Raw genomic sequence first — 17,696 nt, 5'->3', positions numbered from 1 at the left:
GCGGCCAGAGACGCACGTCGATCAGCCATCCAGCCGGTCGCGCAGCATGCTCCAGGGGAGCACCATGTTTGGTGCATGCCGCATCAGGCTATGGAACGGGATCGGCGACGGCGGCGCAAACGGCAGCGGCAAATCCTGAGGCTTTGTTCCATCAGCCCAATCCGCAAGCACCTTGCCCATCGCAGTGGTCATGGCGATGCCGCGTCCGTTGCACGCGAAGCCGGCGATCAGCCCGGGGCCGAGATCGACGAGGTGCGGCAGGAAGTCGGGCTCGACGGCAGCCATCCCCGACCAGCTGTATTCAAGCGGCGGGATGTCCGGGAGATCGAGATATCTGGCAAGCCGCCGCCAGATCGCCCGCGGCACCCGCGTGTCGGCACCGGGGCCAAAAACATGCATGCCGCCGGTGATCAGCCTGTTTCCGCCGTCGAAGCGGAAGGTGAAGAGATTGCGTCTTGTGTCGCCGACGCCTTGCCCGCCAGGAAGCAGGCGAGTGCGTATTTCGCGCGGCAGCGGCGCTGTCGCGATCTGGAAGATTTTCAGCGGGAAATAGGTTCGCCGCAGCGCCCGATCCAGCGGCCCGCCATAGGCGTTGGTGGCGACCAGCACCTTTCCTGCGCGTACCGAACCGGAGGCCGTCTTCAAAGCCCAACCATCGCCTATGTGATCGATCGACGCGACACGCGTATTCTCGAAGATGCGCGCTCCGGCCTTTTCCGCCGCGTCGGCCAATCCGCGCGCATATTCGACCGGATTGAGGACGCCACCCGATCTGTCGATCCAGCCGCCGAGATAACCGCGAACGCCGGTCAGCTCTTCGACCGCCTGTCCGTCCAGCGCAACAGCCGGCCTTCCGCGCCTTGCCCATTGTTCGGCGCGCGATCTGGTCTTTTGCAAAGCGGCCGGTGAATGGGCTGGTTGTATCCAGCCGCTCTGGACAGAATCGCATTCGATGGCATGCCGCCTGATCAGGTCGAAGACGAGGTCGGCGCTGCCGGCGGCGAAATCGACAAGGCGTTCACCGCGTTCGGGGCCGAGCTGGGCAATGATATTGTCGGGGTCTCTTTTCGCGAAATTCGGCACGACGAAGCCGGCATTCCTGCCGGTTGCCCCCCAGGCGATGATTTCCGCCTCGAGGACGGCAACCGAGTTGCCTTTCTCGGCACTGTGCAGCGCGGTGGAAAGGCCTAAAAAACCGCCGCCGACAATTGCCAGATCGACATCGAGTGCGCCTTCGAGGGTGGGCCGGTCGCGGCGACTGCGGCTGACGGCATGCCAAAGGGAAACGCCGTGCGGCCCGGTCACGCCGTTCATGAGCCGCTCTCGCTCGGGGCCACGCGTCGACGTTTGCCGAACCTTGGACGCCGCGGCCTGTCGCCAAACAGGCCGTTCGGCCTGACCAGAAGGATGACGCACAGCATCACGCCGATGGCGACGATCTGCAGCGAAGCGGCGCGGGCCTGCTGTTCCGGCGAGAACAACATACTGGTCAAGGCTCCCGATCCGGCCCATATCGCCCAGACCAGGATGCTGCCGATGACGGCGCCGATGTTGCTGCCCGAGCCACCGACGATCAGCATCACCCAGACCTGGAAAGTCAGTGCCGGCAAATAATTGTCCGGGGCGATGAAGCCGGTGAAATGCGCCTGCAGCGCACCGGCAAGCGCCATGATGGCGCCACCGACGGCAAAGGCCTGGACGCGGTAGAACCGTGCGCTTTTGCCTAGGGATATCGCGGCCCGCTCATCCTCGCGAAGCGCCTTCAACACGCGCCCCCACGGGCTGCGCGACAGATGCTCCAGCGCGAGATAGACGATCAGCGTCACCACCGAGACGATCGCAAGGTTCGAAAGGTTGAACAGCAACGGCGTTTCGGCAAGGCCGCCGAACGGACGCGGAATAAAGCCGATGCCGAACGGCCCGCCGGTCAGCTTCTGGGCATCGAGCGCTACCAGTTGCACGACGACGGCGACGCCGAAAGTAGTGATCGCCAGATAGTCCGATCTCAAGCGTAGCGTGGCAATGCCGGTGATGGCGGCGGTGACGCCGCCCAATAGCATGGCGCCAAGCCAGCCGATAAGGATCGGCAGGTCGAAGCCGCCCAGGCGCGCGGCATCGTCGGGCGTGGTCAGCAGCGCCGAGGTGTAGGCGCCGATGGCAACGAAGCCGGCGACCCCGACATTGAAAAGCCCGGTCAGCCCCCATTGCAGATTGAGCCCGAGCGTGATGAGCGAAAAGATCAGCGCGGTGGTCAGGAAGAAGGCGCCGTAGCCGAGCAGATCCATCAGCGTTCCCTCACTCCGAAAAGGCCGATGGGCCGCACGAACAGCACCGCCATCAGGATGATGAACGAGACGGCTGCCCGCCATTCGGCGCCGATCAAATGCACGGCAGCCGCTTCGGCCATGCCGATGATCAGGCCGCCGAGAACGGCGCCAGGCACGCTGCCGATGCCGCCGAGGATGGCGGCCGCGAACATCGGCAGCAGCATCTCGAAACCCATGAACGGGCGGATCTGGATGAGAATGCCGATCATGACGCCGGCGACGCAGGCCAGCGCGCCGCCGATGATCCAGGTGACGCGCACCACCCTGGCGACGTCGATGCCGACGATGCGGGCAAGTGCCGCGTTCTGACTCAATGCCTGCATCGAGCGGCCGGTCTGGGTCCGCGTCATCAGGAGATGCACGCCGAGCACCAGCACGGCGGTCAGCAGCAGCAGCGCGATCTGGTCCGGGGTGATGCGGATGCCGAAACCTATCGGCATGGCGATCTGGATCGCCCGGCTGAAATAGGTCGGACGCGAGGTGAAGATGAATTCGAGCAGGCTTCTCAGCGCCATCGAGGCGCCGAAGCTGGCCATCACCACGATGATCGCCTGGCCCTTGGCCCGCAGCCGCGCGAACAGCACCATGTCGAGCACCAGCGCCAGCAGGCCGGTGGCCGCCATGCCGATGATGAGCGCGACGATCAGCGGCCAACCGAAGGAGAGGGGCGCGATCGGCGCGATCTTGCCGAAAATCGCGCCAATGGCGCCAACCACGGCGAGCGTCGCATAGGCGCCCCAGGCCATGAAGTCGCCATGGGCGAAGTTCGAGAAGCGCAGGATCGAATAGGTGAGTGTCACGCCGATGGCGCCGAGGCCGATCATCGAGCCTGCCAGCAGTCCGTCGACGACGAATTGCAGGTTCATGCCGCGCTTCCTTGTCCAAGATCGAGGCGGCGCTGGCCAAGATAGAGTTCAGCCACGACCGGGTCGCTCCAGAGCTCGGAGGCGACGCCTTGGTGCCGCTCCTTGCCCTCAACCAGCACATAGGCGCGGTCTCCAATGGCAAGCGCTGCCTTGGCGTTCTGTTCGACCAGCAGAATGGTGACGCCGGACTTTCGGATGCCGGCCAGCATCTCGAACACCATCGCCACGAATTTCGGCGACAGGCCGGCCGACGGCTCGTCGAGCACCAGCACCTTGGGATGGACGATCAACGCCCGGGCGACGGCCAGCATCTGCCGCTGTCCACCCGACAGATTGCCCGCGGCCGTTCTGCGCTGACGGGCGAGATCGGGAAAGGCCGCATACATTTCCTCGATGCGGGCTGGGACCTCGCGCGGCCTCAGGATGCCGCAGGCGACCCTGAGATTGTCCTCGACCGACATCAGCGGGAAGATGTTCTCTGTCTGTGGCACGAAGGCAAGGCCACGGCGGACCATGATGTGAGCGGGCGACGCCGTGATATCCTTGCCGTCCAGCAGCACCGTGCCGCCGGTGATCGGGACAAGGCCGGCGATGGCCTTGATAAGGCTCGACTTGCCGGCGCCGTTGGGACCGAGAACGACGACGATCTCGCCCTGGTCGACGGTGATCGAAGCGCCGCGCACGATCGGAACGCCAGGCTCGTAGCCGGCTTCGAGATCGCGGACATCGAGTACCTTTTGGCTCATGCCGTGCCTCCGAGGTAGGCCTCGATGACGCGCGGGTCGCGCGCCACCTCCTCCGGGGTGCCTTCGCACAGAAGCTGGCCGCTTGCCATGACCAGGACGCGGTGGCAAAGCCGCGTCACCATTTCGATATTGTGCTCGATCAGCAGGAAGGTGATGCCGCGCGCATTGATGTCGCGGATGCGATCGATAATGATCTCGAGCAGGGTTGCGTTGACCCCGGCCGCCGGCTCGTCGAGCAGGATGATCGCCGGGTCGGCCATCATCACGCGGGCCAACTCGAGCAGCTTGCGCTGGCCGCCTGAAAGCACGCGCGCAGGTTCGTGCGCGAGGTGAGCGATCGTGACGAGCTCGAGCAGTTCGACGGCTCTTGTCTCGGCAGCCCTTTCTTCGGCAGCGACTCGCCGGGGCGTCAGGAAATTGGCGAGCAGTTTTTCTCCAGTCTGTCCTTGCGCGGCCAGCATGACGTTTTCGATCAGCGTCAGGTTAGGCAAGGGCCGGGGGATCTGGAACGTGCGGCCAAGGCCGCGGCCGATGCGGCGATGGGCTGCTTCCCCCGACACCGATACGCCATTGAGGAGGATTTCGCCGCTGGTCGGCAGAATGCTGCCGGCGAGCAGGTCGAACATCGTGGTCTTGCCGGCGCCGTTCGGGCCGATGAGGCCGAGTATTTCACCCGGCCGGACGTCAAACGAGACATTGTTGACCGCGACGAGGCCGCCGAAGCGCTTGACGACGTTCCTGGCCGTCAGAACCGGCGTGCGGATCTCCTCCTGCCGTTCCGTCGTGTCGCCCATGAATCCCTCAGGCCGAAAGCGATCTTCGCCGCCTATGATTTGATTTGTGATCACACTTGCTTTGATCACGCTATTCGGCTTTAATTTCTTCCGCAAGCCGAAAACGGCCAAGACCGGGATTGCCCATGCAGAAGGCCGCCATCGAAAAGAACAATGAGGTGATCGCAGCCCAGCTTACGCCGGTCGGCCGCGAGACCGTGCAGGATCGCGTCTATTCGGAGCTGCGCCGCGCCTTGATCGGCGGCCTTTTCGAGCCGAGCCAGGTGCTAACCATCCGCGGCCTCGCCGACGCGCTGGTCACAAGCACCATGCCGGTGCGCGAGGCGCTCGGACGGCTGATCACCGAGAAGGCGCTGGAGGCGCTTCCCAACCGTTCGGTGCGCGTGCCGCCGATCACGCTGGAGCGCATCGACGACCTCTTGCGCGCCCGCTCCCTGATCGAGGGCGAAGCGATCGCCCTGGCCGCCACGCGCATGAACGCGCGCCAGATTGCTTCGGTCGAGGCCATGCTCGGCGAATGGGACGAGATGCGGGCGCTGAAGCACAAGAAGGATATCGACCGCGAGGCCACGCTCAACCAGAGCTTCCACTTCGAGATCTACCGTTGCTGCGGTTCCGCCGTGCTGATCCCGATGATCGAGAGCCTGTGGTTGCAATCCGGGCCTTGCATCCGCGTTGCCATCTACGCCTTCTCCGACGCCGGCGAGGTCGATACGGCCCACTACCACCGCAGCATCGTCGCAGCGCTTGCGAGGCAGGATGCGCAAGCGGCGCGCGAGGCGCTGGTGGCCGATATCAGCCGGCCCTTCGCCTTTCTGCGCGACAAGCTCCAATCCACAAGCAAGGAAGGATTGAGGGCATGACGGCGCCTGGCATCAGCATCACCGAGCCACGCTCGAAGCTTTCCGTGACCGCGCTTCTGTTGCCTGAAAAGGCGCCCGACAACGCCGCCTTCCTGCTGGCGTATCTCGAGCAGCCGCGCGTCGTTTCCGGCATCCATGCTATGTGGACGGGGCCGGAAATCTCCTGCCCGGTTCCATCAGCCGAACTTGAGGGCCAAACCTATGCCAGGCCCTTGCCGGCGGAGAACGCAACGCTGACGCCGCAGCCGGGCGACATCGTGTTGTCCTACGTGCCGCCGCGCATGTGGGGCGGCAACCCGAATGCCATCTTTGACGTCGGCCTGTTCTACGGAGCGGGTGCACGCCTGCTGTTCCCGATCGGCTGGCTTGCCGGAAGCGTCGTCGCGCAGGTGGTGCCTGAGGATCGCGACAAATTCGCAGCTGCTTGTGGCGTGATCCGCCGCAACGGTGCCTGCGACATCACCTTCACCCGGGTGGAGATCTGAATGGCTGAGACCGACGACAGTTTTGAGCTCTTCGACCTTCGCGTCGAGGCGGTTATCCCCGAGGGCAAGCCGATCTATTGCGGCGCCAAGCCCGGCGACTATTTCGAGTTGAAGGGCGAGATGCTGTCGATGCCAGCGGGGCAAGGTTTCTCGATCTATTCCATTGCGGCAGTGTTGCCGCTTCTGGCCGCAAAGCAGCGCCCGACCCACAGGAACGACTGGATGACGTCGGACGCCGAGATCGCTTGTCCGGATCCCAATTGTGCCAGCCGGCTGAGGATCGTCAGGACCGGCAAGCGGCGGTTCAGCCATGCCGAAACGACGGCGGTGCCGCTGCCGAAGGAGAATGACCGGAGATGACCGCCAAGGCTTTCGAGCTCAGCCCCGGCTATACGATCTCGCGCGTTATTCGCGGCGGCTGGCAGCTTGCCGGCGGGCACGGCGCGATCGACCGCCAACAGGCGGTAACCGACCTGATCGCCACCTTCGACGCCGGCATCAGGACCTATGATTGCGCCGATATCTATACCGGTGTCGAGGAGCTGATCGGCGCGGCACGCCTGCGCCTTGCCAATGAGCGTGGCCTTGATGCTGCCGCCAAGATGAAGGTGCACACCAAGCTAGTGCCTGACCTCGAACGGCTTTCCACGATCAGCCGCGACTACATCAGCAGCATCGTCGAGCAGTCGCTGCGGCGGCTGAAGACCGAGCGGCTCGATCTCGTGCAGTTCCACTGGTGGGACTATGCGCTGCCCGGCTATGTCGAAGCGATGGGCTGGCTCAACGAAATCCGCGGGGAAGGCAAGGTGCGCAACATCGGCACCACGAACTTCGACACGCCGCGGTTGGCCGAGATCCTGGCCGCCGGTGTGCCGCTGGTCAGCCAGCAATTGCAATACTCGGTGCTCGACCAGCGGCCAGCCAACAGCCTTGCAGCGCTCGCCAGCCGGCACGGCGTCAGTTTCCTCTGCTACGGTTCGGTGGCGGGCGGCTTCCTCAGCGAAAAATGGCTTGGCGCTGCCGAGCCGCAGACGCCGCTCGAAAACCGATCGCTGGTCAAATACAAGCTGATCATTGACGACTTTGGTGGCTGGGAGCTTTTCCAGGAGTTGCTTCGCACACTGAAGGCCGTCGCCGACCGCCACGGCGTCGATATCGCCACCATCGCCAGCGCCTGGGTGCTGGAGCAGCCGCAAGTGGCGGCCGTCATCGTCGGCGCTCGCAACCAGGCGCACGCCCTTGCCAATGCCAGAATCATGGACGTCGCGCTCGATGCCGACGACTGGGCGAGGATCGCTGCCGTGATCGCGCAAAGCCGTGGGCCGCTGGGCGACGTCTACACTTTGGAACGCGACCGTCACGGCCGCCACGGCTCGATCATGCATTACAATTTGAATGCAGGCAGGAAATGAACGCGGCCATGGACGAAAAGCCCTCCTTGCTTTCCCGCGCCAGCGCCGAGGTGGTCGATCTCCACCGCTTCTTCGTCGACTGGTTCAATGCGGCGAGTGCGGACAATTCAGATTTCAGGCGCTTCGAACGCGTCATGGGCGAAGGCTTCCGCATGGTTGTGCCGGATGGCCAGGTCCTCGATCGTGACGCGGTGCTCGACCATGTCAGGGCAAGCCGCGCCACTTGTGACGGCAATTTCACCATCTCGATCGAGGAAATCCGGGCCGGCTGGCAACAAGGCGACACGATCGTCGTCAGCTACATCGAAGCGCAGCAGCGCGCCGGCAAACATAGCCGCCGCCGCTCAAGTGCCGTTTTCACCACCAGTTCATCGGCGCCCAACGGCGTCGAATGGCGACATCTGCATGAAACCTGGCTGCAGATGCCGGAAGGCTGAACAGGCTCAAGACATCAATGAGAGTCGTGTAACGAAAGGGGAACAACAATGAAAAAGACCATACTTCAGATCACCACCGCGCTCGCACTGCTGACAGCGGCCGGCGCAGCGCAAGCCGCCGATTGCAAGATCACCGTCGGCCTCGTCATGGAACTGACAGGCCCGGCCGGCGAGTACGGCCAGGCCGGCGCCAAATCGGTCGAGATGGCCTTCCGCGACATCAACGATGCGGGTGGCGTCCGCGGCTGCGATCTCGCAACCGACACGCGCGACAGCCAGAGCCAGGGCAACATTGCGGTCGACGCCGCGACGCAGCTCGTGCAGGTCAAGAAGGTGCCAGTGATCATCGGCGGCATCATCTCCTCGGTGTCGATCCCGATCCTGACCTCGGTCACCGCTCCGGCCAAGATAGTCCAGGTGTCGCCTGCTTCCTCGTCGCCGACGCTGACGGCGCTCGGGCGCGACGGCAAGACCAACGGCATCTTCTTCCGCACCATCACATCTGATGCGCTGCAGGGCGTCGCCGCCGCCAAATATGCCATCGACAAAGGCTTCAAGAAGCTGGCGGTCATCCACGTCAACAACGACTTCGGCGTCAACATGGTGGCGGAATTTTCGCGCGCCTATAAGGCACTCGGCGGCACCATCGTCTCCGACACGCCCTACAATGAAAAGCAGTCGAGCTATGCCTCGGAAGTGACGGCGGCGATGGCCGGCGAGCCCGACGGGCTTTATCTCGTCAGCACGCCTGTCGACGGCGCAACCATCGCCCGCACTTGGATTTCGCAGGGCGGTGTCCAGAAATTCCTGCTCAATGACGGCATGAACAGCCCGGACTTCATCGAATCCGTTGGCGCGGATTATCTGAAGGATGCGTACGGCACTTCCTCCGGCACCAGCCCGACCGCATCGACCGAGTATTTCACCAAGAACTATAAGGAATTTTCGGGCATCGAACCGTCGAACCCGGCGGCCGACCGGTCGTATGATGCCGGCGCCATCGTCGGCCTGGCCATCGCCATTGCGGGCTCCGAGGATCCGGCCAAGATCAAGGAGGCGATGTACAAGGCGGTCGACCCGGCCGGCACGCCGATCTATGCCGGCAAGGATGAGTTCGCCAAGGCGCTCGGCCTGATCAAGGATGGCAAGCCGATCCGCTACGAAGGCGTCATCGGCCCGGTCGCCTTCGACAAATACGGCGACATCACCGGCCCGTTCCGCCTCTGGAAGATCGTCGACGGCAAGGTGACGACCGACGGCGAAATGACGACGGATGACGTCAACGCCCTGCAGGCGAAGCTTCAGTAAGCCGCCCATGTCTTGTCCGGCATCGATCCCATTCCATTGAGGTTGATGCCGGACACTTGCATGTCCTGTTGCTGGTCAGGCCGGCCTGGAAACGACCACCGCACCAGCCCAGAGCGGCCTCGGTTCAACGCAGCTTTGACACCACCCACGGTCGAGCCGACGAGATCGGCAATCTCTTCCAGCGAATAGTCGAAGACATCCTTGAGCAGGACGCAGGCGCGCTCCTTGGGCGGCAGATGGATCACCAGCCGCTCGATGGCGCGATCCGCGCCCTGGCCCGCCGTCCAGCGAAATGAAGCTGCCCACGATCAATTTTCTCATCGCGTGTCTCCGGTTGCGCAACAGGCATCCAGTCGGATCCAAGAACCGGCGCAAACGAACCGGCCCGACGGATGACCACAGGATGCTTGCCTGAGACGTTTCCGGTTCGACTTTGGATACGCGTGAGGACCGTTTGAGCTAATAAAGCGGCTTGGCCATGTGCCGGGGGGTCGGCCATTCCGTCGTTATCCCCGGCTGCACCGGCCGCTCGAGATAGGTCGACAGGACCACATAGCTTCGGGTCGAGGTGACGCCGGGTGTTTCGTAGAGGCGCGACAGCAGGCCCTCGAGCGCCCGCGTGTCCTCGGTGCGGACCTTGATCAGCATGCATGTGTCGCCGGCCACCGAATGGATCTCCTCGACTTCGGGGTGTTCGGAGATTGCCATCAGCTCCGGCGTCTTTCCCCACCCCTTTGTGTCGATATGGACGAAGGCAAGCAGCGGCTTGTGCACCGCCTTGGGATCGATGATGACCGCGGTGTTGCGGATGGCGCCGCTGCGCCGGAGGCGCTTGACGCGTTCATGGGCTGCCGGCGGTGAAAGGCCGACGCGGTCGCCGAGCTCGGCATAGCTGATCGTGGCGTCGTCGACCAGAACGCCTAATATTTTTCGGTCGGTTGCATCGATATCGCGGGCGGCGGGCCTGTTCTGCGGAATGCCATCTGTTTCTTCATCCATATTAAAATTCCCGATTGATGCAGAATTTAATACGGCCATTATTGCCATATGTCGAACACTGATCAAGTCGCAACATTTACAGCAAGGCCGCCTATCCCGGCCCTCGCTTACCTCCTCACCGGATGCATTGCCGTGATCGGCTCGAACTCGCTGGTGCTCGGTCCGATCGCACCGGCGGTGGCCGCGTCCTTCGGCACAAGCGTGCCGGCGGTTATGATCGCGTCCGCCGCGTTCGGGCTCGGTACGTCGGCGAGCGCCTTGTTCCTGGCGCGCTATATCGATCGGCTTGGCGCCCGTCGCATGCTGCAAGGGGCGTTGCTGCTGCTGGCGATAGCGCTCGTCGCCAGCGCCGCTGCGCCGACCGTGACGACGCTGGTCGCGGCCCAGCTTCTCGCCGGCATCGCTGCAGGTGTCGCCATGCCGGCAATCTATGCCAGCTCCGCCGCGATTGCGCCGCCCGGTCGTGAAAGCGGCACCATAGGCGTCGTGCTGACCGGCTGGACGCTGAGCATGGTCGCCGGCGTTTCGCTGTCGGCCGTACTTGCCGATCTGGTGCATTGGCGCGCCGTTTTCGCGGCGGTCGCGGTGCTCGCAGCACTCGCATTGGCAAGCCTGGCGCTGACGTCGCTGAGCGATGTCAGGAAGAGCGGTCCGGCACCGACGCCGCTGGGTGCGTTGGCCGTTCCGGGCATAGTGCCGCTGCTGGTCGCCTGCGCCGCCTTCATGACCGCGTTCTACGGCATCTACGGCTATCTTGGCGATCACCTTCACAACGGCTTGGGACGGCCGGTCAGCGCGAACGGGCTGGCCGCGCTCGCCTATGGTGTCGGCTTTGGCGCGGCGGCGCTCCTTGACGGCGTTATCGATCGCCTGGGTGCGCGGCGTGTCATGCCGTTTGCCTACCTGCTCGTCGCGGTCGTCTATGTCGCGATTGCCGCGGCAAGCAGTAGTTTTCATCTGACCATAGCGGTGATAGCCGTCTGGGGCCTTGCCAATCATTTCGGGCTGAACGTGCTGGTGATGCGCCTGTCGGCGCTCGACCCTGCGCGCCGCGGCACGATCATGGGTTTGAACAGCGCGGTGACCTATCTTGCGGTGTTCGTCGGCACCACGGCGTTCGGACCGCTCTATTCCACGTTCGGTTTTGCGGCATCGGCGGTGGTTGCAGCCTTGCTCATGCTAATCGCTGCTGCGGCAGCGGCGTGGCGTTCGCCGAAGCTATAGCACAGCAAGGCTTGCGTCTCGGTCCCGTCCTTCGATAGATGCTTGGTGGATGGACAATACAACGCTTGAGACAACCGCCGACCCCTTGCCGCACGAGCTGGCTTTTCTCGGAGAGCGGCTTGCGGCGTTCAACGACAGTGATGTCGGCGCCTCCTGCAGGAAGGCATTGGCCGTGTTCGTGCGCGATGAGCACGGCGCTATTGTCGCCGGCATCTCGGGATACACCGCCTGGGGCTGGCTCTATGTGCAATGGCTCTGGGTCAATGAAAAACTGCGCGGTCACCGCATGGCCGGCAGGATGCTCGAGGCGGCCGAGAGGGAGGCGATCGCGCGCGACTGTCGCGGCGCCTGGATCGACACGTTCAATCCCAAGGCCGCCAAGGCCTATGAGCGCCAGGGCTATCAGCCCTTCGGCGTGCTTGCCGATTTTCCCGTCGGCCGCAGCCGCATCTTCCTGCAGAAGAGGCTGAAGCCTGACTAGCCGGCAAGGCGTCCGCCGCACATCGGCTTTGGCACGCCGGTCGTACTGGGGAAGCTGATCGGCAAGCCCCTGAGCACGCGCACTGCCAGGAACGCAAAACACTCCGCCTCCACCGCATCGCCCTTCCAGCCAAGCGCCTCGGCCGGAACCGCTTCGACGCCAGCGCGGCTGGCAAGCATGGCCATGATCGTTGGGTTGTGTCGACCGCCACCGCTGACCACCAGCCGCTTCGGCCGGCGCGGCAGAAGATCGAGCGCCTTGCCGACGGCGGCCGCGGTGAAGGCCGTCAGCAGGGCTGCGCCGTCCTCGGCGTTCATTCCGTCCGCCATTGAGGCGCCGAAATCGAAACGGTCCAGCGATTTCGGGTAGGGTTTGGTCAAATACGGATGCTGCAGGAGCTTGGCCAGCCGCGCTTCGTCGACCGTGCCGGCGCGGGCAAGGGCGCCGTCGCGGTCCATTTCGCCGAGCCCCTTCGATTTGATGAAATCGTTCAGCGGTGCGTTGGCGGGCCCGGTGTCGAAGGCAACAACATTGTCCGTGCCATCCCACCAGGTGATGTTGGCGACGCCGCCGAGATTGAGCACCGCCGTGTCGCCGGTGGCGTCGGCTTCGCGCAGCAGCGCGGCGTGATAGGCGGCCGACAGCGGCGCGCCCTGGCCGCCGGCGCGCATGTCGGCCGAGCGGAAGTCATAGGCGACCCTGGTGCCAAGGATGGCATGCATCAGCTCGCCGTCGCCAAGCTGGCGGGTCTGGCCCAGTCGGCCCACTTGCGGGGCACGGTGCAGCACGGTCTGGCCGTGGAAGCCGACGACCCCTATATCGGCCATCGTCAGCCCGTGGCTTTCGACCAGATCCTTGACTGCCGCGGACTGGGCGCGCGTCAGCGCTTCCTCTGCCTCGTCGAAGATTGCCGGTTCCGGCCCTGTGAAATTCCAGCTCCTTGCCTGCCGCAGCGTCTCTTCCAGCAAGGTCCGGATCGACTGCGGGTAGGGGGCAAGCGTGTAGATGCCGAAGTCGTCAATCCGTTCGCCGTCGGTCTTGATCAGCGCGACATCGATATTGCCGTCCAGCACGGTGCCGGTCATCAGGCCGACGGCCCACATGGGTTCGCCATTTTTCGGATTCATGGTTGTCAGGCTCCGTTGACGAGATCGCCGACCGCTTGGCGAAGCGCTACGATCCCGCTGTTGAAATGACGTGTCGGATGGATCCGGTTGGTGAGCAAGGTCCAGGCTCTGCCTTTGTCGAAGTCGACCCACAGCCCGACACCGGTAAAGCCGGTATGCCCGATGGTTTCGGGGCTGCATAACCGGCCGCCGGACCAGCCTTCGTAGGGTCGCTCCCAGCCATGGGTGCGGGTTGCCGACAAGGGCGTGCGCATTAGCGCGATCGAACGCTGCGACGCGCCGGTCCCGTCCAGCAGCCCTTGCGCAAAGTCGAGGACCGAAGCCGCCGTTCCGAACAGGCCGGCGTGACCGGCACCTTGCAAGGCCGAGCAATTGTCGTCGTGGACTTCGCCGCAGAGCACGCGATGACGCCATGTGCAGTCTTCGGTCGCCGCCGCTTGATCTGGTTCGGCGGAGAACGCGAAGCCCGGACCGGGATCCATCTCGCGAATGGTCTTGCCAGACAGGCGCTCTAGGACGAAGCCGAGCAGGATGAAGTTGATATCAGAATAGACCGGCTCGCCAGCCTGCCATTCGCGCTGCAGGATGAAGGCGCGCAGCAGGTCCGGATCGTGGCCATAGGTGTAGATCGGCGCGACGGCGGGAAACGGTGTCTGATGGCCGAGACACTGGCGAAACGTTACGTTCCGTTCCCAGGCTTTTTCGTCATATTGGCGAAGGTCGGACAGGACGGAAATCAGCGGCGCGTCGAGGTCGATGACGCCTTCTTCCGCCAGTGCCAGGATACGCGACGTGGTGAAGATGACTTTGGTCAGGGAGGCCAGGTCGAACCATGTCCCGACATGCATCGGCCGTATCTTGGGCACGACTTGGGCTGAGCCGATTGCCCGGACGATGCGTTCGCCGTCCCCGTCAACTATGCCGAGCACGCAGCCCGGAATGCGCGATGCGGCCACGGCCGCTTCGAGCGGGGCGAATGCGCGGGAGAAGAAATCATGGTCGATCAACTACGCCTCCGTTTGGAAGGCAGCGAGGGGCTGTCCGTCTGACTCTGCATGCTTTCGAGCGACAATCATCACGCTTCCACCCGTGCCCTATGATCCGGCCCGAATTGCTGCCAATTGGCCGGCCCCGGCTCAAACCCCAGCGGACGCACGAGCGAGGGGACCTGGCGCATGTCCAGCTCGAAACGTTCATGCCGCCGGTCTATAGTAGGAACGGCCGCGATAAGCTGTTTGGTATAGGAGTGCTTCGGCTCCGAGAGCACCGATCTGGCATCGCCGATCTCGACGATCTGGCCGGCATAGATGACCGCGATGCGATGGGCGATCCGCTCGACGACAGCCATGTCATGCGAGATGAACAGATAGGCCAGCCCGAATTCACGCTGCAGCTCGATCAAAAGCTCCAACACCCTGGCCTGCACCGACACATCGAGCGCCGAAACCGCTTCGTCGAGGACGACAACCGAAGGATTGAGCATCAGCGCGCGAGCGATGCACAGGCGTTGCCGCTGGCCGCCGGAGAATTCGTGCGGATAGCGCTGCAGGCTGTTTTCCGGAAGGCCGACGCGTTTCAGCAGCGCGGCCATTTTCGCCCGCGTTTCAGCAGTTATCCGTCCGCCGGTAGCGATCACAGGCTCTGCGAGGATGCTTTGGATGGTGAGTCTGGGATTGAGCGAGCCATAGGGATTCTGGAACACCATCTGCATGGGAAGGGCGCTCTGCCCGGTGACGGGCTTGCGCGCGCTGGCCGAGATCGTGCCGCGCGTCGAGCGCACCAGCCCCAGAATCGCGCGGGCGGTGGTGGACTTTCCGGAACCGCTCTCGCCGACGACCGCCAATGTCTCGCCCGGCATTAGCTCGAAATCCACACCGTCCACGGCATGGACGGCACCGCTGGTACGGCTGAAAAACCCAGCCTTGACCGGAAACCGCACTACGAGGCCATCGACCTTCAGCGCCGGCTCGGCAGCTTTTTGCGTTTCGCGTTGCACGTCCTTGCGTGCGGCACTGCCGCCGGCGAAATGCGGCACCGCATGAAGCAGATGCCGCGTATAGGGATGCCGCGGATCGTCCAATATCTGGTTCAATGCGCCCTGCTCGACAGCTTCTCCGCCTTGCATCACCATCACCTTGTCGGCGATGCCTGCAACCAGACCGATGTCGTGGGTGATGAAGATCATCGACATCCCGGTTTCCTGCTTCAACTCGGCGAGCAGCGCCATGATCTGCGCCTGCACCGTAACATCCAGCGCCGTCGTTGGCTCGTCGGCAATGAGCAGGCGCGGGTTGCACGCAATCGCCATGGCGATCATCACCCGCTGCAGCATGCCGCCCGAAAGCTGGTTGGGCGTGTATTTCAGCCGCCGTGCAGCGTCGGGAATACGCACGCGGTCGAGCGCGTCCTTGGCCGCCGCCGTCGCTCGCCGGCCGGTCAGGCCGCGATGCAGGCGAAACGATTCCTCGATCTGCCTGCCGATGGTCAGCACCGGATTGAGCGAGGTCATCGGCTCCTGGAAGATCATGCCGATTTCGCCGCCGCGGATCTTCGTCAATTGCGGCTCGGCTGCGGCTGTCAGGTCGAAGGTGCTGCCGTCGGCCCGCCTCAGCTTGATCGACCCGCCGGTGATGCGGCCGCCGCCATAATCGACGAGGCGATTGATCGACAGCGCCGTGACCGACTTGCCCGAGCCGCTTTCGCCGACGATGGCCAGCGTTTCGCCGTCGGCGAGATCGAAGCTGACGCCGCGCACGACCTCATTGGCTTGCGGGTTGCGACCGAAGCCGACGCGCAATCCGCTGACGGACAGCAGCGGGATCATGCGATCGATCTCCGCATCTTCGGGTCGAGGACATCGCGCAACGCATCGCCGAGCAGGTTGAAACCGAGGATGCCGATCATGATCGCCACGCCCGGGAAGATCATCAGCCAGGGAGCTGTCTCCATCAGATTGCGGCTGTCGCTCAGCATCAGGCCGAGCGACGCGGCGGGCGGCTGCGTGCCGAGCCCGAGGAAGCTTAAGCCGGCTTCGGTCAGCAGTGCCCAGGCCAGCGCCAGCGTCACCTGAACCGTCAGTGGCGCCACCAGATTGAGCAGCAGATGCCGTGTTACGATATAGCCCGCACTGCTGCCGAACGTGCGGGCCGCGTCGACGAACTCGCGCGCCTTGAGCGACAGAGCCGGACCTCGCACGACGCGCGTGAAGATCGGTGTGTAGACGACGGCGATGGCAATGACGCTGGTCGAGGTTCCCGGTCCCGCAACCGCGACGATCAGCAGCGCCAGCAGGATCGCCGGGAACGCCAGCACAACGTCCATGATGCGCATCACCATGCCGTCCCAGCGGCGCCCGAACCAGGCTGCCGCCAGCCCGAGCACGGTGCCGGCCAGTGTCGCAAAGGCGACCGAAAAGAAGGCCACGATGAAGGACTGGTCGATCCCGGTCATCAGCCGACTTGCGACATCGCGGCCGAACAGGTCCGTGCCCATCCAGTAGATGCCGTCAGGCGCATGCAGTCGCTCGACCCGGTGCTGCGTCAACGGATTGTGCGGCGTCAGCCCCAGCATGCCAAGCACGGCAAGCAGCAGATAAAGCGCAACGATGGCACCGCCGATCCGGCCGCTGGGATGCGCAAATATAGCCCGCAATGTCGCCATCAGTGCTCGCTTAGCCGGATACGCGGGTCGAGCGCGACATAGGCGAGGTCGACGAGGAGATTGACGATCATGAAGTTGAAGGCGATGAATAGCACGCTTCCCTGCACCAGCGCGTAGTCGCGCTGCAGGATGGCATCCAGCACCATGCGGCCGAGACCGGGCAGCGCATAGATCTGCTCGACGATGACAGCTCCGCCCAGGAGGTAGCCGAACTCTATGCCGCTCAGCGTCACGACCGGGATGAGCGCGTTGGGCAAAGCATGCCGCCAGATGACGCCGCGCGCCGAAACGCCCTTGCTGCGCGCCGTCCTGACATAGTCGTCGCTGAGCACATCGAGCATCGCCGAACGCGATATGCGGGTCACCGAAGCCGCGAAGGCAAATCCAAGCGTGACCGCAGGCAGCAACAGCTGGCCGAGATTGCGCAGCGGATCCTGCCACAGCGGCGAAAACTCGCCCATCGCCGGCAAAACGCCAAACCCCGCCGACAGCGTGTAGATGATCAGCAGGGCAAGGACGAAGTTCGGCGTCGACTGCCCGATCATTGCGACAACGCGCACGCCGAGGTCGGATAGCTTTTCATTATGGGTGGCGGCAAAAATCCCGGCCGGCATGCCGACAACCAGGGCGATGATCATCGACAGCAAGGCGAGTTCCAGCGTTAGCGGGAAACGCTCGAGGATGACGTCGAGCACCGGCCTGCCATAGGTGGACGAAATGCCGAGATTACCTTGGAAAAGACCAAGCAGCCAGCGCCAGTATTGGATGAACCAGGGCTGGTCGATGCCGAAATAAGCTGCAAGCGCATCGCGCTGCTGCGGCGTCAGCAGGCCGGCTTCGGTCCCCAGCATTGCCGTGATCGAATCGCCCGGAACCATCCTGATCGCCAGGAACACCACGATGGACACGCCAAGCAGGACGAGAGGGAAGGTCGCCAGTCGCCGCATCAGATAGTTCACGCGAAGAA

At 63.9% G+C, this 17,696-nt stretch carries 20 protein-coding genes; 8 read left to right on the top strand and 12 right to left on the bottom strand.

From position 1 onward, the window contains the following. Positions 1-21: 21 nt before the first annotated feature. From NKI39_RS04795 to NKI39_RS04775, 5 genes are read right to left on the bottom strand one after another with little or no spacing between them, the layout of a single operon-like run. The gene (locus tag NKI39_RS04795; protein ID WP_352830856.1) at positions 22-1,314 is read right to left on the bottom strand and encodes an NAD(P)/FAD-dependent oxidoreductase; all 1,293 of its coding nucleotides are present in this window, start codon (positions 1,312-1,314) and stop codon (positions 22-24) included. Further along, positions 1,311-2,288 (bottom strand): branched-chain amino acid ABC transporter permease, encoded by a 978-nt coding sequence (locus tag NKI39_RS04790; RefSeq protein WP_352503013.1) that lies wholly within the window; start codon positions 2,286-2,288, stop codon positions 1,311-1,313. The genes NKI39_RS04795 and NKI39_RS04790 overlap by 4 nt, the downstream gene beginning before the upstream one ends. Continuing rightward, positions 2,285-3,193, bottom strand: a complete 909-nt coding sequence (locus NKI39_RS04785; RefSeq protein WP_352502972.1) for a branched-chain amino acid ABC transporter permease — start codon at positions 3,191-3,193, stop codon at positions 2,285-2,287. The genes NKI39_RS04790 and NKI39_RS04785 overlap by 4 nt, the downstream gene beginning before the upstream one ends. Further along, positions 3,190-3,939, bottom strand: coding sequence for an ABC transporter ATP-binding protein (locus tag NKI39_RS04780; RefSeq protein ID WP_352502973.1), 750 nt, complete (start codon positions 3,937-3,939; stop codon positions 3,190-3,192). The genes NKI39_RS04785 and NKI39_RS04780 overlap by 4 nt, the downstream gene beginning before the upstream one ends. Next, complete coding sequence (locus NKI39_RS04775) at positions 3,936-4,733, bottom strand: ABC transporter ATP-binding protein (RefSeq protein WP_352502974.1); 798 nt, start codon at positions 4,731-4,733, stop codon at positions 3,936-3,938. The genes NKI39_RS04780 and NKI39_RS04775 overlap by 4 nt, the downstream gene beginning before the upstream one ends. A gap of 125 nt (positions 4,734-4,858) precedes the next feature. Between NKI39_RS04775 and NKI39_RS04770 the strand changes: the two genes are divergently transcribed. From NKI39_RS04770 to NKI39_RS04745, 6 genes are read left to right on the top strand one after another with little or no spacing between them, the layout of a single operon-like run. Then, positions 4,859-5,596 (top strand): GntR family transcriptional regulator, encoded by a 738-nt coding sequence (locus tag NKI39_RS04770; protein WP_352502975.1) that lies wholly within the window; start codon positions 4,859-4,861, stop codon positions 5,594-5,596. Further along, the gene (locus NKI39_RS04765) at positions 5,593-6,081 is read left to right on the top strand and encodes a DUF3830 family protein (protein ID WP_352452384.1); all 489 of its coding nucleotides are present in this window, start codon (positions 5,593-5,595) and stop codon (positions 6,079-6,081) included. Before NKI39_RS04770 ends, NKI39_RS04765 begins: the two co-directional genes overlap by 4 nt. Continuing rightward, positions 6,082-6,441 (top strand): TIGR04076 family protein, encoded by a 360-nt coding sequence (locus NKI39_RS04760; RefSeq protein ID WP_352472221.1) that lies wholly within the window; start codon positions 6,082-6,084, stop codon positions 6,439-6,441. Continuing rightward, complete coding sequence (locus NKI39_RS04755; protein ID WP_352502977.1) at positions 6,438-7,493, top strand: aldo/keto reductase; 1,056 nt, start codon at positions 6,438-6,440, stop codon at positions 7,491-7,493. Before NKI39_RS04760 ends, NKI39_RS04755 begins: the two co-directional genes overlap by 4 nt. A gap of 8 nt (positions 7,494-7,501) precedes the next feature. Further along, complete coding sequence (locus NKI39_RS04750; RefSeq protein WP_352472224.1) at positions 7,502-7,930, top strand: DUF4440 domain-containing protein; 429 nt, start codon at positions 7,502-7,504, stop codon at positions 7,928-7,930. A 48-nt stretch (positions 7,931-7,978) separates the two neighbouring features. Further along, entirely contained in the window at positions 7,979-9,238 is a 1,260-nt protein-coding gene (locus NKI39_RS04745) for an ABC transporter substrate-binding protein (RefSeq protein ID WP_352472226.1), read from the top strand. On the opposite strand, the gene NKI39_RS04740 is transcribed toward NKI39_RS04745, so the two are convergent. Next, positions 9,232-9,495, bottom strand: a complete 264-nt coding sequence (locus NKI39_RS04740) for a sigma-70 region 4 domain-containing protein (protein WP_352503014.1) — start codon at positions 9,493-9,495, stop codon at positions 9,232-9,234. The two genes, NKI39_RS04745 and NKI39_RS04740, sit on opposite strands and share 7 nt — an antisense overlap. A 202-nt stretch (positions 9,496-9,697) precedes the next feature. Then, a complete protein-coding gene (locus NKI39_RS04735; RefSeq protein WP_352452390.1) occupies positions 9,698-10,237 on the bottom strand; it encodes an Lrp/AsnC family transcriptional regulator in 540 nt (179 codons plus the stop codon). A gap of 48 nt (positions 10,238-10,285) precedes the next feature. Here NKI39_RS04735 and NKI39_RS04730 point away from each other — a divergent pair, with 48 nt between their 5' ends. Next, on the top strand, positions 10,286-11,461 hold the full coding sequence (locus NKI39_RS04730; protein WP_352542250.1) for an MFS transporter: 1,176 nt from the start codon (positions 10,286-10,288) through the stop codon (positions 11,459-11,461). 49 nt (positions 11,462-11,510) lie between these two features. After that, the gene (locus NKI39_RS04725) at positions 11,511-11,942 is read left to right on the top strand and encodes a GNAT family N-acetyltransferase (RefSeq protein ID WP_352502980.1); all 432 of its coding nucleotides are present in this window, start codon (positions 11,511-11,513) and stop codon (positions 11,940-11,942) included. Here NKI39_RS04725 and NKI39_RS04720 read toward each other — a convergent pair. From NKI39_RS04720 to NKI39_RS04700, 5 genes are all read right to left on the bottom strand, one after another. After that, entirely contained in the window at positions 11,939-13,069 is a 1,131-nt protein-coding gene (locus tag NKI39_RS04720; protein WP_352542249.1) for an anhydro-N-acetylmuramic acid kinase, read from the bottom strand. The two genes, NKI39_RS04725 and NKI39_RS04720, sit on opposite strands and share 4 nt — an antisense overlap. Before the next feature lie 5 nt (positions 13,070-13,074). Further along, positions 13,075-14,076, bottom strand: a complete 1,002-nt coding sequence (locus tag NKI39_RS04715) for a serine hydrolase domain-containing protein (RefSeq protein WP_352502982.1) — start codon at positions 14,074-14,076, stop codon at positions 13,075-13,077. Positions 14,077-14,144: 68 nt separating this feature from the next. Next, positions 14,145-15,893, bottom strand: a complete 1,749-nt coding sequence (locus NKI39_RS04710) for an ABC transporter ATP-binding protein (RefSeq protein ID WP_352830853.1) — start codon at positions 15,891-15,893, stop codon at positions 14,145-14,147. Further along, entirely contained in the window at positions 15,890-16,729 is an 840-nt protein-coding gene (locus NKI39_RS04705) for an ABC transporter permease (RefSeq protein ID WP_352502984.1), read from the bottom strand. Before NKI39_RS04705 ends, NKI39_RS04710 begins: the two co-directional genes overlap by 4 nt. Next, positions 16,729-17,688 carry an ABC transporter permease gene (locus NKI39_RS04700; RefSeq protein WP_352502985.1) on the bottom strand — a complete coding sequence of 320 codons (960 nt, stop codon included), beginning with the start codon at positions 17,686-17,688 and terminating at the stop codon, positions 16,729-16,731. The genes NKI39_RS04705 and NKI39_RS04700 overlap by 1 nt, the downstream gene beginning before the upstream one ends. Positions 17,689-17,696: the final 8 nt, after the last annotated feature.

The sequence above is a fragment of the Mesorhizobium sp. M0664 genome, assembly GCF_040320565.1.
GTDB lineage: Bacteria > Pseudomonadota > Alphaproteobacteria > Rhizobiales > Rhizobiaceae > Mesorhizobium.
Note: the sequence above shows the minus strand (reverse complement) of the source record. Positions and strands in the feature narration are given on the sequence as shown.

Bases quoted from the DNA above. Each gene is read 5' to 3' on its own strand.
- NKI39_RS04795 (WP_352830856.1), bottom strand. From the start codon at position 1,314: ATGAACGGCGTGACCGGGCCGCACGGCGTTTCCCTTTGGCATGCCGTC.
- NKI39_RS04785 (WP_352502972.1), bottom strand. From the start codon at position 3,193: ATGAACCTGCAATTCGTCGTCGACGGACTGCTGGCAGGCTCGATGATC.
- NKI39_RS04780 (WP_352502973.1), bottom strand. From the start codon at position 3,939: ATGAGCCAAAAGGTACTCGATGTCCGCGATCTCGAAGCCGGCTACGAG.
- NKI39_RS04775 (WP_352502974.1), bottom strand. From the start codon at position 4,733: ATGGGCGACACGACGGAACGGCAGGAGGAGATCCGCACGCCGGTTCTG.
- NKI39_RS04770 (WP_352502975.1), top strand. From the start codon at position 4,859: ATGCAGAAGGCCGCCATCGAAAAGAACAATGAGGTGATCGCAGCCCAG.
- NKI39_RS04765 (WP_352452384.1), top strand. From the start codon at position 5,593: ATGACGGCGCCTGGCATCAGCATCACCGAGCCACGCTCGAAGCTTTCC.
- NKI39_RS04760 (WP_352472221.1), top strand. From the start codon at position 6,082: ATGGCTGAGACCGACGACAGTTTTGAGCTCTTCGACCTTCGCGTCGAG.
- NKI39_RS04755 (WP_352502977.1), top strand. From the start codon at position 6,438: ATGACCGCCAAGGCTTTCGAGCTCAGCCCCGGCTATACGATCTCGCGC.
- NKI39_RS04750 (WP_352472224.1), top strand. From the start codon at position 7,502: ATGGACGAAAAGCCCTCCTTGCTTTCCCGCGCCAGCGCCGAGGTGGTC.
- NKI39_RS04745 (WP_352472226.1), top strand. From the start codon at position 7,979: ATGAAAAAGACCATACTTCAGATCACCACCGCGCTCGCACTGCTGACA.
- NKI39_RS04735 (WP_352452390.1), bottom strand. From the start codon at position 10,237: ATGGATGAAGAAACAGATGGCATTCCGCAGAACAGGCCCGCCGCCCGC.
- NKI39_RS04730 (WP_352542250.1), top strand. From the start codon at position 10,286: ATGTCGAACACTGATCAAGTCGCAACATTTACAGCAAGGCCGCCTATC.
- NKI39_RS04725 (WP_352502980.1), top strand. From the start codon at position 11,511: ATGGACAATACAACGCTTGAGACAACCGCCGACCCCTTGCCGCACGAG.
- NKI39_RS04720 (WP_352542249.1), bottom strand. From the start codon at position 13,069: ATGAATCCGAAAAATGGCGAACCCATGTGGGCCGTCGGCCTGATGACC.
- NKI39_RS04710 (WP_352830853.1), bottom strand. From the start codon at position 15,893: ATGATCCCGCTGCTGTCCGTCAGCGGATTGCGCGTCGGCTTCGGTCGC.
- NKI39_RS04705 (WP_352502984.1), bottom strand. From the start codon at position 16,729: ATGGCGACATTGCGGGCTATATTTGCGCATCCCAGCGGCCGGATCGGC.